The sequence below is a fragment of the Proteus terrae subsp. cibarius genome, assembly GCF_011045835.1.
GTDB lineage: Bacteria > Pseudomonadota > Gammaproteobacteria > Enterobacterales > Enterobacteriaceae > Proteus > Proteus cibarius.
This window is the reverse complement of record NZ_CP047349.1, coordinates 1,454,714-1,472,854: the sequence shown is the minus strand read 5'-3', so window position 1 is coordinate 1,472,854 and position 18,141 is coordinate 1,454,714. Positions and strand designations below refer to the sequence as shown.

Sequence of the window (18,141 nt, the reverse complement as noted above, 5' to 3'; positions counted from 1 at the left end):
CACTTACAAACCATCAAATTAGGCATTTACCAATAAAAAAGATATTATAATTATCAGAAACATGGCAAGCCCACATACAATGCTCATTATAACCACGAATATTAATTAATTATTTTTTATTCTCATCCATTTTTTCCTTAAATTCTTTAATTTCCTCTTGTATCAGAGTATTTGTTGTTTCAGTTATACCAGCAGCTCCCATATTTCCCAAAATACCAGGCAAAGGATAGGGTTTCATATCTTTCGAAAGTCCATATAATCCTTTTATAGCTCCACCTTGCAATTTAGAGTTATATTTAGGATCCCAACCTCCTGTTTTCCACAATTTATATTGATTCCATCCATAACTTATAGGCTTATTGTTATTTTCTGAAAGGGTTTGATAGAGATTGCTCATAATTTAAATTAGAAAAATATACTAATAAAATAATGCCAAAGAATTAGTACTAAATCATTAGTCCAAAACAAAATATTATAGATAATTAAATGAATTTACTAAAATTTATGCCACCTATACACCTACAACCTTCATCACCACAGGGCAATTGCCTTCGGCAATTCAACATAACACTCGATAATTATGTCTTGCGCCCTTTGGTGATAATAATTACAGACTGATGTTTGGCTGAACACAACAAAATTAATATCTATTTAATGATTGATTTAGCTGCTCAATGTTTATTTTCCCAATAATTCACAAATAGATGAATACCACTAAAACTCAAACCAAACACTCCCCCAAAAATAATCGGTTTTTTTAAAAAAAATATATCAATGTAAAAAATACCTAATTTCATATAATGAATAAATTCAACAATAAAACCAAGCAATAAGAATGTAATAAAAACCAGTACAAAATAACAAAAAAATAATATTAAAAAATAATTAATTACTTTCATTTTCGTTCTCTATTGTGATTTTCTTCAATACTTCGCTAGTCTCTTTATTTAAATATTCTGAACCCGCGGATCCAAGAAGGCTACCTATAATTCCAGGCATTGGCGATACACTCGGCGGAGCTGTAATTGATGGCATTACAACTAATGGGCGATCTTTAAGCCCGCTAGACCAAGGATTAAATTTATTATCAAAATGATGAGTTAACCATTTTGTGCCTCCATAGCCGAATGTTGAACCAACTAATGCGCCTCCCATTGAGACCCAAGGTGATTCTCCATCAATTAAACTTGAAACACCCGCACCAGTTGTATTGGTTGTGAGCGTTCCCCAATACCCCATTCCTGATGTTATTCCTCCTGTTAACAAAGAAGAACCAAAGCTTGCATAACTAAAGCTCGCTTTTGGGTCTGTGTTAATATTATGCACCTGCATGGCTAAATTTGCTGTGCCCGTAGTTGTTACACCTACTACACGGCTAGCAACAGTAGTGCTACCTAACCAACTCGCTACATAAGGGCTAATAGCCTTACTCATTATAGGTAAACCTAATGCTGTCGTTGCAACAACGGCTCGTGGAATATTATTACCACGCTGTAATTCACTATAATTTTCAATGATAGGATCCAGTTTTCTGATACTATATTCAGCAATTGATTTGCAATGAGCATTACAATCTGCTGATTGAATAAGTAAAATTAATTCATCTTGTTGTTGAACCAAATGTTCTTTAGTGATCCTAGTTTCTATCGCTTTTTGCTGTTGTTCTGCATCGACATTATTTCCTAATTCAACTAAATGTTTCTTTTCCTCATCTGTAGAAGCAAGATAATACTTTTCAAGCCATGAAGTTATTTGTTTGGCTGTTAAATAATTATTCTCAACCACCACTTTCCCAGCTTGGGCGGCATTGGCAACACCTGCACTATTATCGCTGATTAAACCGCCGACAATCCCTGAAGTTAACGTTGCCCATGCACTTATATTCTGCTTTTCAGTTTCGGTGAGCTCTTCGGGGGTTTTGCCATAAAATGAGTGCGATAAAATACCCACTGTTTCCCCTGTCATTGCGCCAGAAGCTTGCACTACTGCATTCTCACCTTTTGCCAACGCAAGGCCTGCATTGAGTAATCCGTGCGCTATCGTGCGCTGAATATCACTTTCAACTGTCCACTCCCAACTGACTATTCTTGGTAAGAAGCTGAAGGAGAGTAAAGTCACAAGGTGGATCCCTTTGGGATCCACAATAGCGTTCGAGATTGTAATTTAATTTTCGTACTTAAAATCTATATTAATTTTCATTGTTTCTAAATCTAAAGTTACTTCACAGCCTTTCCAAATAGGTAGATCATTAGTTAAATTATGTTCTATATAATAATTTCTCAGTTCAACCAAATTGTGGAGCATATGTGTATTTGCAACACCACCAGCTGTAAACCATTTCAATGAATTTTCATTGTCAAGATAATCATATTCATATTCACATGTATTACCTTCAACTGATAAATTAGCCCTCATATTTATCTTTTTAGCCTCATTAGGAGCTATGTTATACAATAACGTACCTATATTATTATATATTTCCTGATCTGTTTTCATTTTTCACCTTTAGAGTCATTAATAAACGTCCTTTCTATAGGGGGCTCATTTCCTATTTTGTATGTAACGTTAATACTACTTGGCCTATCACTATTCCTTATATATACAGGCTCTATCTTAACGCTTGTCTCTTTATTATCTTTTAACGATCTTGCCCATATATTCTCCATTTTTTTCCATTCACTACGATTTAAATTAGAATTCATTGGCACCATGTTTATTTTTTCACCTAGTCCTGAAAATCTTGTCGCGATTAAATGTCCACCATCATCCCCAGTTTCACCACATTTACCAACTTTACATTGCTGGTAACCATTTCTATCACTTTTATTTAATTCTTTATTCCAATTTCCTTTACTACCAGAGACTTGTTTTCCTGGTTCTATGTTATTCAGAGACTCTTTATTATCTCGTTCTGGTGTCTGCTTTTTATTATTCTCATTACTGTTCTGCACAATAAATTTAAGACACTTTTTTGAAGGAGTTTTCATACTCCACTGGCGATAATTTGCGATTCGCCGTGTGTAAGCGCATTACGTTATAATAATGCAGGTAATCCAACACATCCTGCTTCATTTCCTCTCGTGTTGAATACGTTTTTTTAAATAACCAATCATGCTTTAAACTCCCAAAAAAACGTTCAACAACCGCATTATCCCAACAGGCTCCGACATCTCCTTGGCTTGGGCGCATATCATAGCTTTTCAATAAAGCTTGATAATGGCTTCCCGTATATTGACTCCCTCTATCACTGTGAAAAGCACAGCCTTTTGAGGGATAACGTAGGTTATAAGCTTTCATTAAGCCCTTATTTATCAATGTATTATCAATACATGTCGACAGATGCCAGCCCACGATACACAAGAATATAAATCCATCACTATCGCCAGATACAACCAACCTTCTGGGGTTTTTAAGTAGGTGATATCCCCCGCCCAGACTTCGTTCGGTGCCAATGGATTAAAGTTCTGATTGAGCAAGTTATCCGCTGTGGCTATCACTTTATTTTTAGGGGGATTCCTATGCCGTTTTCGTTGCTTAACAACCAGTCCTAACAGGCACATCAACTTTCGCGTTCGATAATCACTGATGGCATACCCTTCTTTGCGTAATTGAGCGCCTAACATACGGTAACCTAAGCTGTTTCGGCTCGCGCTTTAGCCGTTTGATGCAACGCGTGAGTCTGCTCATCCAACGCCCTTCTTGGTCGTTTGAGCCAAGCATAAAACGTTGAACGCCCGAGCTTCATCACGCGACATAAATGCTTAACCGGATATTGCGTTAGGTGCTCTTGAACAAACCAGTACCTTAGAGCAGTTCCTTCGCAAAGAAGGCGCTCGCCTTTTTAGGATTTCTTCTCCATTTTCAATAACTTATTTTCTTTACGAAGAGCAAGTAACTCTTGACGCTCAGTAAGGGTGAGCGCTCCAGGCTGACCGTCCTTCTCGTATCGTTTACGCCATGAATAAAGGAGTTTAGTGGGAATATCGAGTGCTTTGGCGGCTTGAGGAACGGTGTGCCCTTGCTCGAGGATTAAATTAACGGCTTCTTTTCGAAAGCTTTCAGTGTACTGCTTTGAGGTTTTTCGTTTCATATCGACATCTTATTTTAAAGGTGAATATATTCCTTTATCAAAGTGTCCACATTTATTAAAGCACAACAGTTTTATATTTTTATTAAGAAAGGAATCAAAAGGTTATCATCACCGCAGGGTAAATAGCCTCCGGCAACTTAACATAATACAGAGGGATTATGCGCAGTTGATACTACCCAACCAGGCACAATCAGCATTATGTCTTGCGCCCTTTGGTGATGATAATATTACCTTTCTTTTCGTATCAGAAGATCGTATTTACCAAACTCAGGGAATTTATCGTAATTACCTGATATATCAACCATCGTCTGACTTTCTTCCAGTTTATAAGGGTTAAACTGTTCTTCTCTGACAATAGTATTGCCGTCTTCATTAAAAATATAAGTTGTGCCACTTGATACGTTCAATATTCCCGCTCCTTCACCTTCATTTTCAGCAAACTCACGGTGAACTGCCATAGACAAAAATAATCTACCATCATCAAGCAACCTGAAGTTATACAATAAATACTCTCTTAACTCCTGATCTAAAAAACTAACACCAACCCATCCTTTATTTTTCATTACCTCAACAAAACATGAGGGTTTTACATCAGAACCAATAAGTGCCGTGTATGACTCACCAGCTATATGTTTTTTTTGGGCTTTATTTTCAGACCATACATCAATAGGTTTATTCTTCGCTCTAAACCATGATTTACAATAAAATATTTTTTGCTTCATGGGTAAATTTTCCCGTTAGTATCCCTGATTATTACTCCTGCTTTATCTGCAGCATCTAAAACTGATTGAGGGATTGGTTTTATTTGGGGAGGTATTTCTAAAATATTAGATCCACGCAATGTATCACCAGCCAAGGACCCACTGGATGGAACCTTAGATATCGTTGCCCCTGCCGGATATTTATTCACCGCCTCGCGAATATAGTTTTTCGCGGTTGTTTCAGTGATCTCAGAAAACTGAGTGAACTTACGGGATACAATTTCACCTGTAGCTGGGTTATATGAATCAACACGGTAATAGCCACTTCCGTCCGGTTTATTCACATACAGTTCATTATACGGGTAGTTTTTAGACTGCTCAGCATTAAATTTATTACCCGCCTGAATATCCTGCAACCATTTAGGCTTACCACTGGCAACCGCTGAACCTTTCTCGGCCAAAACAGAGCCTTTTTCAACCGTTGTCAACGCTTTCGCCGGCGTTAAAATAGTTGTCAGCATTCCGGCCAGATTTTCCAGCGCTTTCTGATCACCCTCGGCGGCTTTATTAACCGTATCTTTTACCGCCTCCCAACTTTCTCCGCTGGTGAGTGCATTCACCGCATTTGAAACAGCCTGATCTTTTTTATTTAAGTCACTTATTGCCTGCTGACAATAACTGTCCCCCAGACCACAGGTAACAACCGCCGCAGTGGCATCAAAGGCTGAGTCCCCCGCAAATAAGGCGACATCACCGGTTTCAGCAACCGCATTCAGTATACCGTTAGTCACCTGTGATGCCAAATTTTCACCCAGAGTCTCCCTGACCTGCTGCTTCCACCACTCATTACTCTGTTTCAGGGATTCGCGGGTTTTATCTCCGGTCAGTGAGTTATTCTCAACCACCACTTTCCCAGCTTGGGCAGCATTGGCAACTCCGGTGCTATTATCGCTGATTAAACCGCCGACAATCCCTGAAGTTAACGTTGCCCATGCACTTATATTCTGCTTTTCAGTCTCAGTCAGCTCTTCGGGGGTTTTGCCATAAAGTGAGTGCGATAAAATACCCACTGTTTCCCCTGTCATTGCGCCAGAGGCTTGTACTACTGCATTCTCACCTTTTGCCAACGCAAGACCTGCATTGAGTAATCCGTGCGCTATCGTACGCTGAATATCACTTTCAACACTGTTGCCTTGAATTTGGTTTTTCACTTCATTGGCAAGATAAGGCGCGGAACCATTAGCAATCGCAGTAACAATATTGTTGCCCATTACACCTTGCGTAAATGCGGTAATGGCTTGGATAGCACGGGTATATTTACCCCCCGTACCAAAGTCGGATTGGTTAGTATAATCCTGTAAGGCTTGCTGGAAGAGGTGATTTTGAATATCACGCTCAGTAACGTTATCGTTAGTTTCTGAAAGGGCTTGATAGAGATTGTCGTAAGCCGTATCAGAAAGATTATCGAGTTTTGAATCAGCTTTCGCTTGGTTCGTACCACGAATAGTGTCCACCGTGGTTGCTAAGTCGATAACCTGCGCCCCAATTTCGCCCACCAACTGTTGTTTTTGTTGGCGATTTTGCTCTTTTTCTTTGTCAAAGATTTTATTTAACGTGCTGTGAGCATTATCGGTATCTTGGCTTAATTGCGCGATATCTTGCTGTTGATTGTCGCTATCACGCACTGTCCATGTCCCTTGTGATACCGCAGATTGAGTGGTGTTTTCAGCGCTATCACTATGGTTGCCTGCCATAGCTAATGCATGGCCCATATTCGCCAGCATATTCCCTTCAACGCCACCTGAAGTACTTACACCACCAGATTGATGCTCAACTTTATATTCTGCGTAATTATGGATATCACTAAAGCCTAATGTACCTGTATCTAACTGATTATTTTTTGCATCAGCTTTACTGCTGATCACCGCACCATCAAGCTGGGTATGTTTACCCACGGTAAGATCAAATCCTTGATTGCCTGCAAATAAGCCGGTTTGTTCTTCCACTGAACGGTATTTACTGTCCATTTTATCGCGACTAAACGAGATATTGGCTGAACCTCCCGGTGTGCCCATCACATTGACACTACCACCCACACTTTCGCTCGATTGCTTCGACTTGTAGTCATCTATGGATTGCTGGCTTTCAAGATGTAAATCCCCACCCACTTTCGCAATAACTTTATCACCTTGAGCTTGTGCGCCTTTTAGGGTTGTATCTTGACCACTTTGTAAGGTGAGAGTTTGCCCTGCATTTAGCGTCGTATTGGTGTAATAGGTGTGATCGCCCTCTTCAAATCCCTTACCTCGGCTACCATTGGCATTAATGTTAACGCCAACACCGCCAGAGCCCACTGTCACACCAACGCCAACAGAAGCGCTTTTACTTTCGTTTTTGCTGTCTGTTGTTTCTTGGTTTTGTGCTGACTGTAAAGTGATATCACGGGTAGCAATCAACGAGAGATCGTTGCCAGCTTGCAGTTCACTGCCCGTAACAGTGATATCGCCTGTTTCTTTACCTGTTGCGGTGATAGAGAGGTTTTCACCTGCACTTAAACTACTGCCTTGAGCAATATTTCGTTGGTGTATGGTTTCTGATTCAGACGAGCTTTTACCATAAGAAACATTAGCGCCAATTAATGTTGTGCTTTCATTATCTGTACCTGATTGGGCATTATCTAACGCTACAGCACCCACTGCTTGAGCCCCCGAAAGCCCAGCTTTGATACTTTGTAAGGTACTAATTTGGCTATCGTCAGTTTCTTTGGCGGCTTTGTATCCTGCAATAGCGCCATTAATGGCACTTCCTGCCGTACCGCTTAGGGCAACCGTCACACCACTTTGTTTACTTTTGGTTCGACTTAATTCGGTATAGCTATTTTCAGAAGAAGAAATATCAACAGAATCCCCAGTAAGAGATATCTCCTTTTTGGCAATCATTTCGCTGCCATCTATAGTGAGATTATCACCCGAATTTATGCGAATATTGCCCTCGGTACTGCCGATTACACTGCCTTTATAAGTAATCGCATCACTGTTATTCAGTTGTTCAAAAGTTGATTTTCCGACGGTAAAACCAATACCGCCAGTACCACCAATCCCTGATTTTTTGATCTTTTCTTCATAAGATTGGAACTCTAATTCTTGTGCCGTTGTTAGTGATAATTGATTACCTGCATCAAGATTAATATCTTGTGTTGCTATAATTTCACTGCCTTGTGCCGTTAAATTATTGCCTGCAGAAACCGAAATTTCATTCCCTTTTAATAGAGAGCCTGTTGCTTGTTTATTATGAATTTCAGCATGCGTAGTGCGTGTTTCCGATGAACCAAACGATTTGTCTTTTGTGACACTATGGGCAATTTGATCAATTGAGGAGTAACCACTATTTAGCGAAATATCATTACCTGCATGTAATCCTAACAGTCCTGTTGCTTGAATATCTGTTGCTGTAAGATGAATATCCTCACCTGATTGCAATGTAATATCACCCGCATAAAGGCGAGAGCCTATCTCTTCTTGCGTCGTTTTATGCAGATAGTTTTTACTATCCCAATCTATATTTTCTTGGCGAACCGTATTGATAGTTCCTAACTCAATATTTTCACCTGCATTTAATAAAACTCGACTATTACCACCGGCTAAAATATCTGTTGCCGTCAGTTCTAAGTTACGTGTTGCCTTTAATGCAATTTCGCCATCAGGCTCAGTTAAATAAATGGCAGCACCACGATTTATCCATTGATTAGTCTCGTCACCCTTTGTTGTTGCAGTACTAATAAGAGAATCACCGGCTTGCAAATTAACGCGACTCTGCCCTGCAATTTGGCCACCCTCATTTTTAATATCATGCAACGCTGTTAAATCAACCGTCTTTCCTTTTATAAGACCTTGGTTTATTAAATTATCTGTTGATGCTTGTAATCCATTTTTACTTAAAATAGTACCTTGGTTTTTCAGCTCTGGAATATTATTTAAAATAACTTCACTACCCGAAAGTAATGCGCCACTATTTTGCAAATCACCAGGTAATACTCTGGCATAAACTTGTGGCACCAACACTTTTTCAACGGAACCATTAGGTAAAGTGATTTCCCTGCTGGTTAATAGCACCATATCAGCCGTGATCATTGCCATTTGTTCTGGTGTTAGTGTTACACCCGGTTTAATACCAAACTCTTCACTAAAACGAATACCTGCATCCATCAATGCATGATATTGCTGCTCATTATCATTATGCCCATCTAAATATTGATTACCCGTTAATTGGATAATTTGATCGCGTACTATGCGTTGTTCATAGAAACCATCACCAATACGTTTATGTGTATTATTGTGATCAACAGATAATGCATTCTGCATATAATCTGAGCTTAACCACTCTCTTTTATTGGTAAAACGAGAGTCTGTTTCAACAATATATTGGCTATCTGTTCCTTTATTTAAGTTAAATAAACGATTCTCAGGTAATTTCAATATTGGTGCTACTGTTTGAATATTAACCTCAATAGTTTTATTTTCTGTTGGTTTATCTAATTGAGGTACTGTAATAATTTTACCAATAGGCTGTTGCACTAAAGGCTGTTTATCTACATGTTTTATTTCAGGTAGGATTAATTTTGGCTGATTAATTTCAGTTTGTTTAATTTCAGTAATAGAGACTTCATTACCTACTTTTAAAGCTTTATTTTCAGCTGTTTTTTGCTCAATAGTTCCATCAAGTTTTTTTGTCTCTATCTTCCCTGATAAGATAAAATCATTTTGTTCAGTCAATAAATTATCTTGATGTTGTGTTAACGACAATTCATTAGCTAATTTTTCGGTACTTTTATCTAAGGTAATAGAAGCAATATTTTCAGTATGAACATCAATATTCTTTTCTTTAATAGTTAGAAGACCAAATCTTGGCTTAGCCGATATAATAACTTCATCAGTTTTACTTGCTTCTGGACGTTTATCTGACGTTTGATTACTGTTTTCTTTATATTCTAATAAGCCCAATGGCAAATCAGTAACCACTTCAAACGGCCCATATTGAGAATGTGAAGTAGAGCTACTTTTTTTCTTACCTCCTCTACGCTTACCTGGGCGTTTATGCTTTATTGCTGTACCTTCATGGTATTCAATATGTTGCCCAGCAGTTTCCTGATTATTAATATGCATTTCATCAATAATCAGTTTTCCGCCAGCAATAATATGGCTATCTATATTATTTAAATTATCACCTTTTAGAGTGATATCTTTGCCCGCTAATATTAATGCGGGATCACGGTGTAATAATTTAGATTCTTCTGTAACGATATTATATTTAAATTCATAAAAATCTTTATATTGTCTACCATTAACATGTAATAAATGTTCACGCGTATTGATGTTGTACCAAATTTTTTCATCATCAGCGTCAAATTTATCACTACTGTAATCAACACCAAATTGATACATTGGAATTTCAGACACTTTTTCAGGATCACTTATTTTTAAATAGAGATCACGATTATTAATTTCTGAAATATGGGCAAACAAATTCCCATTTGCTTCAATTGATGCACTTTCATTATTAAGGACATCAGCAGCGATACTTTCTGGCAGATTTTCGGTATCAAAACCAGCAATTGCCATATCATCGCCACTATAAATCAGGGCATGATTACGATTATTTATCGTATTACTGAAAAGTTGTAAATTTTCACGAGATGCTAATACTGGCGCAATCTCATCAAGTTTCGCACTATTATCAAATTGCTGACTTTTTATATAAATATTATCGCCATATATACGACCACCAACTTGGTTATAGATTGTCGTTGCAATTAAGGAAAGTTTTCCCCCAAAGGCATCAATCAATCCTGTATTGTGCAGATTATCTGATACTGTAATCGCTAGATTTTTAGCACTCACTTCACCATTACGTTTTTCATACTCATCAGCACTTCTTGCAATACGTGCTGTAATGATCTCATTATTTTTTACAGGTTCATAATTAGTAAAGCTTGTTGCTTTCAGTGAAAGTTGCTCACCTGCATAAATAAATCCACGATTATCAATTCTTTGTTCTGAAGAAAATATTAATGAATCTTGAGCTTTAATTGTGGCATTTTCATCTAATACAAGAGCATTCTTGAGCTGAATTTCACTGTTACCTCCCGAGATAACGTCACCATCGCCGGTTAAATTTTCAGCCCATAAGCGAAGCTGTGACGTTGTAGCTAACAGCCCTTTTTTATTATCAATGGCTAAGTTATTTTTTGGTGATCCACCTATAGTTAATTCATTTGCAGAAATCAAACCACTTTGATTATTTAGTTTTTCTGCTGGTATTAATTTTAATAATTCACTCGCCTGAATAACACCTTGATGGTTAAGGAGTTCATTAGTTGAAATATGAATATTACTTGCCTTTAGTCCTAATTCATCATTTTGAGTTTGTTGGTTATCTAGTTTCTGAGCATTGAGGACTAACAAACCTTGAGATTGAACTTGCCCTAATTGGTTATTAAAACCTTGCTCCAACGTAATATTGGTATTATTTCCGCTAACAATACTTCCGTCTTTATTATTTACACTATTTCCTTGAATAAAAAGATCTTTTTTAGATAACAACGTTCCTTGTTGATTATCTAATACTTGTTTATTTAATTGAATATTAAGCTTTTCAATTGCTTGAATATGGCCTTTTTGATTATTTAAGCTACCAATATTTAATTGTGTTTCCGTACCACTAATTACGTTACCTTTAGTATTAATTAGTATTTTTTTATTTGTATTTACTGATAGCTGATCATCGGACTGTAATAATCCTTCTGTATTATCTAATTTTTGAGCACTAATTTTTAAAGTCGATTTTGCATATAATGTACCTTGATTATTCTGTAAATTAGCACTATTAATCGTTACCGCATTATTTGCAGTAATGCTACCGTATTGATTATCTAATATGCCGCTTTTTAGCCAAATATTATTAGAAGAAACTAAATTACCTTCACGATTATTGAATAGAGAATCACCATGATTTATTTTTAATAAACCCAAAGATGAGACTTTTCCTTGAAAATTATTTAGTTGGGAAGTTGTTAAATCTGTTTTTCCCCCAATAGTGACTAATCCCTGTTGGTTATTTATTTTTTCAAAGCTAGTTAGATCTAAATTTCCTACTACTGAAATTAATCCTTCCTGATTATTAAGTTGTTTAACTTTCAGGTTAAGATCATCTTTAGCAACAATACCTGAAGTTGCTTTATTATCAGTATTCTTTAATTCGCCATCAGCATAAATTGTTAATACTTTTTCCGCATAAATCAGACCTTGATTATTATTAACATCTTTTGTTTGTAATTTCAGCTTATCACTATTACTTGCAATAGTGCCTTTTGTGTTATCGAGTTGTTTTGCTGTAATATCAGCATATTGATCAGATGCAATCTTTCCAAAGTGATTAATCAAATCACCACTATTTATAACCAGTTTAGCTAAGGTACTTATTGTTCCATTTTGGTTATTAATTTTTTGTTGTTGTGCTTTAATGATTAAGTCATTTTTCGCAGTAATTACACCTTTCTTGTTTTCAATTTCTGCTGTGGTCAGATTTAACTTACCATATTGACTACCAAGCTGTGCTTGGTTATTAATCAATTTACCACTTGTGATATTAACGTTATCGTCCGAAACTAATCGTCCTTGAGTATTAATTATATCACCCGTTTTTAGTATCAACGGACCTTTACTAATAATACCTTTAGTCAAGGTTTGACTATTATCTAATTGATTACTTTGAGTATCTAACGAGAAATAGCCTGTCGAATAAAGTGTCCCTTTTTGATTATTTAGTGCTTGTGTTACTAATTTAAGGCCATTAGATTGACTGGCAATTTCGCCATTTTGATTATTTAATCCAAAACTATTAAGTAATAGTGATTTTGCAGAAAATAGATATCCAGACTGGTTATTTAATTTTCCCGTATATAAATTAAGTGTACCTTGGCTAATCACACCTGCATTAGATAAAGAGTTACTATTATCAAATTCATTATCATGAGTGGTAATAGTTAGATTATTATTAGCACTAATTAATCCATTTTGATTATTAATAGCCAGACTTTCAATAGAAACACTCTCTTGCAAGCTCCCTATTTTTCCTTTTTTATTATTAATATCTTGAGTAAAAAGGGATTGCTTTGCTGTCGATATTATTTTTCCATCTTCATTAATAAGATCACCTACATGGATCGTTAACTCTCCTTTGCTAACAATACCGCCATTCTCTTTTGTGTGACTATTATCAAAATGTTGATCATGGGTGTTAATTTCTACATTTTTTATTCCCGTGATTAAGCCTGAATTATTGATTATTTCACCACTATTGATAGTGATATTGTCAGACTGGCTAACTATTACACCCTGCTGATTATCTATTTTCTGTTTGTGGGTATTAATATCCAATAAGGAAAAAGCACTTATTAATCCTGAAGAATTAAATAATGATTGACTGTTTACTATTAATTTTTCAGCTTGGCTTGCTATTGTGCCTTGCTGATTATTAATTTCATTCAAAGATAGCTGATTATCTTTTTTGGCAATCAAACGACCCTGTTGATTATCAAAATTTTTCGCTGTAATTTCAATATTACCATGGCTAATAATACCTAGCTCATCAACTGTTTCATTATTACTGAGTGACTCTTTTAGTATTATTTTGAGTTCTTCTGATGCGTAAACTAATCCTTTGTTATTATTAAGCTGATTTCCTGTTAAGGTTAGATTATTTTGTAAACTAGCAAGTTTTCCTTGTTCACTATTTAATATATAAAAAGTTATCTTTGCTAAGCCTTCAGCACTTAAGTTACCTTGCACATTAAAAATATTACCTGCATTTAATAATAAATTTCCTTTGGTCAAGATCCCCTTATTATTCTTAGTATCGCTGTTATCAATATCATGATCTTGAGTATTAACAAGCATGTTTTTAAGAGAATAAATCAACCCAGATATATTATTTATAGCCGTTGAGTCTACCGTTAACATGCCATTATCAGCAGATATAATTCCATTATTATTAATTATTTTTTGCTGATGAGTATCAATATTCAGGTCAGTTTTAGCAATTAAATGACCTTTTTCATTATTTAATTCACCACTTTTTAAGATAATATTTTTTTGACTAACAATACCACCACTTTGGCTAGTATCAGTATTATTAATAGTATATTTATTGGAATCTAACTCTAAAGTACTTTGTGCTGATATAACACCATAACGGTTATCAATTTTATAGGTATTTAGTGTTACTGATGATTTTTCACTCCCTAAACGCCCTTTGTAGTTAATTAAATCACCCTGAGATAAAATACTGACACTATTTTTCCCAATAATTTCGCCTAATGTATTATTAAATTGGCCATTATTTTCAATCCTAATACTATCACGTCCTTCTATTTTTCCTTCTGTATTATCTATATTATTATCGGAGGTTACCGTGATAGCTTTATTTGAGGAAATCTGCCCCTGAGCATTATTTAAGCTGTTTGTCGTTATATCTAAAGAATGAGTGCTGGATATTTGACCTTGTTGGTTATTTAAATCTCCATCACTCGTAATATTAATTGTATTTTTACCAACTAATTTACCTTTAGTATTATCTATTGTACCGCTTTCAATCGTAAGGTTATGCTTACTAAAAATTTGGCTACTATTTTGTTGGCTTTGATTACTTAAATGTTCACCTTGTGTATTAATAGTAATATCATAAGCACTGATTGAGCCATCATCATTATTTATTGCTTTACTAGTAATAGATAAATTATTATTCAGACTACCTAAAATTCCTTGTTTATTAATAAGATCACTACTTTCTAATATTAATTTTTCACCAGAAACAATACGCCCTTTGGTGCTATCAATATTTCCACTAGTAATAGTTAATAACCCTTGTGCTTCAATACCTTGGTCGTTCTCTTTCGTAAAGTGATTGGCCAATTTATCACTTAACGTTAATAGCAAATTTTTAGAAGAAAAGAGATGGCCTTGAGTATTATCTAACGATAATCCTTTAAATGTTAAACTCGATAATTCACTAACAATTTTACCTGTATTGTTTTTTACAGTTTGGGTTGTTAAATTTATAGCTTGCTTAGCAAGTATTTGTCCTTGTTGATTATCAAGCTCTCCACTCTCTAGTGTTAATTTTCCTTGACTAACAATACCACCACTCTTTTTTGTCTCACGATTATTGATTATTTGCTGATGGCTATTAATTGTTAAATCTTTACCTGTAATAATTAACCCTTGTTGATTATTAATTTCACCCGTTTTTAAATCTACACCTTCAGTTAAACTTATTTTTCCTAATTGGTTAATCAAGGTAAATTTACCTGTGTTCAGATCTAACGTTTTTCCATCAATAATACCTTGCCCGTTATCTAGCCCTTCTGTTGTTAACAATACGGTTTTTCCGCCAATATCACCTTTATAGTTATCTAAAACACCCGTATTTAATTTTATTTTTTGACTGGCCTGAATACCTTGATTATCTTGTGTATCCCGATTAATAAGCTTTTGTTTATTAGTATTTATTGTAATATTTAATGCGTGTATTAATCCTGAAGTATTATTCCAGCCTTGAGTCTCAGCAGTAAAATTCGCCTCAGTTGCTATTTGACCTTTTAGGTTATTGACTGTTTTTCCTTGTAAGTCAATTGTTTTTCTGGCATTAATAACGCCTTGAATATTATTAATATTTCCTGTTAGTAAATTTAATGCAATACGGCTAATTATGCCGCCTGAATGCTGGGTATTTTGATTATTTAATGTATATCCTTTGGTATCAATCCACATGTTACTTTCAGATTGGATACTACCTTCACTATTATCGATACCTTTTGCTGTAAAATGGAGCGTATCTTGAGCAAGAATAATGCCTTTTTTATTATTCGCCTCGTTACTCAACATTATATTTAATGTATTCGCACCAATTTCACCTTGCTGATTGTTCAATCGACCTGCTTGGATTTGACTATCTTCAGACGTAATAATTTTACCTGAATGATTATTCAGCTCATTCATTAAGGTAAGTGAAATATTTTTTTCAGCCTGTACAAAACCTTTTGAATTATCTAATTGACCTGCATCGATTTTATTCTGAGCAGTTGCAATTAATTTACCTTCAGTATTGATCAAGTCTTGTTGCGTTGTTATAGCAAGATCATTATTTAATGTTCTGATTTCGCCTTGATTATTATTAATTATACTTGCTTTAAGCGTTAACTGATCTTGAGTCTGGATTTTACCTTGTTGATTACTGAGTGTTTGTTTAACTGTAATAAATGTTGTCTTATCTCCTGTTTGCTTTAAGGTCGCATTATCATGATTCAGATTAGTTGCAGTAATAGTTATATTATCAGCCTGCGTTGTTGCTTTTTCTAAATCAAGCAGTTGACCTTGTAAAGATAAGTCTCCTGCTGATAATAATGTTCCCTCTCTTCCAGAAAGATGCTGGGTTTCTATAGCTAATAACCCTTGTTTGGGTAAAGAAATAATACCTTGCTGGTTATTCAGTTCGGTTGTTTTTACTATTAATTGATTACCTAAACTTTGAATATTTCCTTTTTGGTTTTTTAATATTTGGTTGTTAAAAGTCAGCACACCTCGTGCGTTAATTTCACCTTGTTGATTATTTAACTCATTTGCATTGAAAGATAATTCACGAGAGCCTGTTTGTGTAACTTTCCCCTTGGTATTATCAATCAATTGAGGTGCCATAAGTGAAACCGTCTCACCTTTAATTTCACCGTGACGATTTGAGATATAAGTACCCGCATCAAGCACTATATTTTCAGCATTAACCTGAGCTGAGTCAGAAGTTACGTGGCCTTCTGCCGCTTTTACTTGCAGTGATTTACCCTGAGTATGACTATTTGAAAGATCAATACTCTTAGCATTAAAAGCAATATTACTACTACTTAAATGTTGGCCCGCAGAATTTAATTCGTCCTTTATATTTAATGTCAACGTTGCAGGTTTTGAGATATTACCTTTATTATCAACGCCAGCACCTAACTGGCTTTTTTTCTCTGCCAAATAGTTTTTAGCATCAATCTGAATATTTTCTTGTGCAAGAAATTTACCTGCTTCCGCTTGAGAAACAGTTCCTTTTGCATCAACTTGAATATTATTTTTAGCTTGTAACGTACCACTATTTGCTAAATGGTTTTCAACAGTAACATTTAGGTTTTGCTTACCAACGATAGATCCCTGATTGTTAAGGCTCGTTGTTTTTATATCTAATTCTGAATAAGATTGGATTTTACCACTATTAACTAACTGCCCATTTTCATTAAGAGTTAAACCACCAATATCAGCACCAATTTCTCCAGCATTATGTACACCTACACCATGCTCAGTACCAACAAGCTTTATTTTATTGGCATACATACCCCCAACCAGTGCAACATCAATTGCATAGTCAGTTTGTTTTTCAGCTTTATCATCTTGATTTACAATATTACCTTCGTTATCTAATATATTTTTCCCTGTCGTAATTTCTAATTTATTAGCTTGAAGACGTGAGTTTACTTCTACCGCTCGCGCTAAAATACGCGTGTAATCACTCGCTGTATCATTTAATCCATTTCCTGAAATAACAATTTTACCATTGTTAATTTCATATCCAGTGATTGCACCATCTTGCGTTAGTGCATTACCTGCAACTAATGTGGTATTTACTGCATTAATAAAGCCACAACCTTGGCAACTGATCCCTGCTGGGTTTGCAATAATAATTTCAGCACGTTGGCCTGCAACCTCAATAAAACCATTTAATTGGCTCGGATTTTGGCTATTAATTTCATTTAAAATAACTTTAGCTTCACCATTAACGAGCCAAGGATTGCCTGTTATCATTCCTGCTAACTGAGTTTGCGTATCTTGCAAACTGTTATTTAAAATTGCGCCCTTATTATCGACATCAAATTGTGTAAATTGGTTACGAGAAACACCATGTTGATTCGGTTGCTGAATGTTAACTTGAGCAAGCCCATTACTTGTTTGTAATACCGTTGCTTGTTGATTTTGGGGCGCATGTTGATCAGCAATAATTTGACTTGCTTGTGCTGAAAAACTCACTAATCCCTGCATTAACAGTAAAATAAAGGCCACACTATTAAGTGATGTACGAATAGGCGATGAAATAATATTATTTCGTTTATTATTTTCACCACTTGATTTAGTTAATTCAGAAACGACAACCATTAACTGTCGTGTACGATTATAAATAACGCGATAACATAATTTATTCATGTGTTAGACCCTTGCCATCAAGACAACAAAATTTTATTTGATTATTATTTTTTATTTAATATTT

General features: G+C 35.5%; 6 protein-coding genes and 1 pseudogene. All 7 read right to left on the bottom strand.

Annotation, left to right across the window (positions count from 1 at the left end; genetic code table 11):
* Positions 1 to 109: 109 nt before the first annotated feature.
* Positions 110 to 397, bottom strand: a complete 288-nt coding sequence (locus tag GTH25_RS06775; RefSeq protein ID WP_164530441.1) for a hypothetical protein — start codon at positions 395 to 397, stop codon at positions 110 to 112.
* A 488-nt stretch (positions 398 to 885) separates the two neighbouring features.
* Complete coding sequence (locus GTH25_RS06770) at positions 886 to 2,118, bottom strand: VENN motif pre-toxin domain-containing protein (RefSeq protein ID WP_164530440.1); 1,233 nt, start codon at positions 2,116 to 2,118, stop codon at positions 886 to 888.
* Positions 2,119 to 2,163: 45 nt separating this feature from the next.
* Positions 2,164 to 2,496 (bottom strand): immunity protein YezG family protein, encoded by a 333-nt coding sequence (locus GTH25_RS06765; protein ID WP_159242396.1) that lies wholly within the window; start codon positions 2,494 to 2,496, stop codon positions 2,164 to 2,166.
* On the bottom strand, positions 2,493 to 2,987 hold the full coding sequence (locus GTH25_RS06760; RefSeq protein WP_159363940.1) for a DNA/RNA non-specific endonuclease: 495 nt from the start codon (positions 2,985 to 2,987) through the stop codon (positions 2,493 to 2,495). The genes GTH25_RS06765 and GTH25_RS06760 overlap by 4 nt, the downstream gene beginning before the upstream one ends.
* Positions 2,959 to 4,090 (bottom strand): annotated as a pseudogene (locus tag GTH25_RS06755) (IS3 family transposase). The gene GTH25_RS06760 and the pseudogene GTH25_RS06755 overlap by 29 nt, the downstream one beginning before the upstream one ends.
* Positions 4,091 to 4,317: 227 nt before the next feature.
* Positions 4,318 to 4,812 (bottom strand): lytic transglycosylase, encoded by a 495-nt coding sequence (locus tag GTH25_RS06750; RefSeq protein WP_159242398.1) that lies wholly within the window; start codon positions 4,810 to 4,812, stop codon positions 4,318 to 4,320.
* The gene (locus tag GTH25_RS06745) at positions 4,809 to 18,077 is read right to left on the bottom strand and encodes a hemagglutinin repeat-containing protein (protein WP_164530439.1); all 13,269 of its coding nucleotides are present in this window, start codon (positions 18,075 to 18,077) and stop codon (positions 4,809 to 4,811) included. Before GTH25_RS06745 ends, GTH25_RS06750 begins: the two co-directional genes overlap by 4 nt.
* Positions 18,078 to 18,141 lie beyond the last annotated feature (64 nt).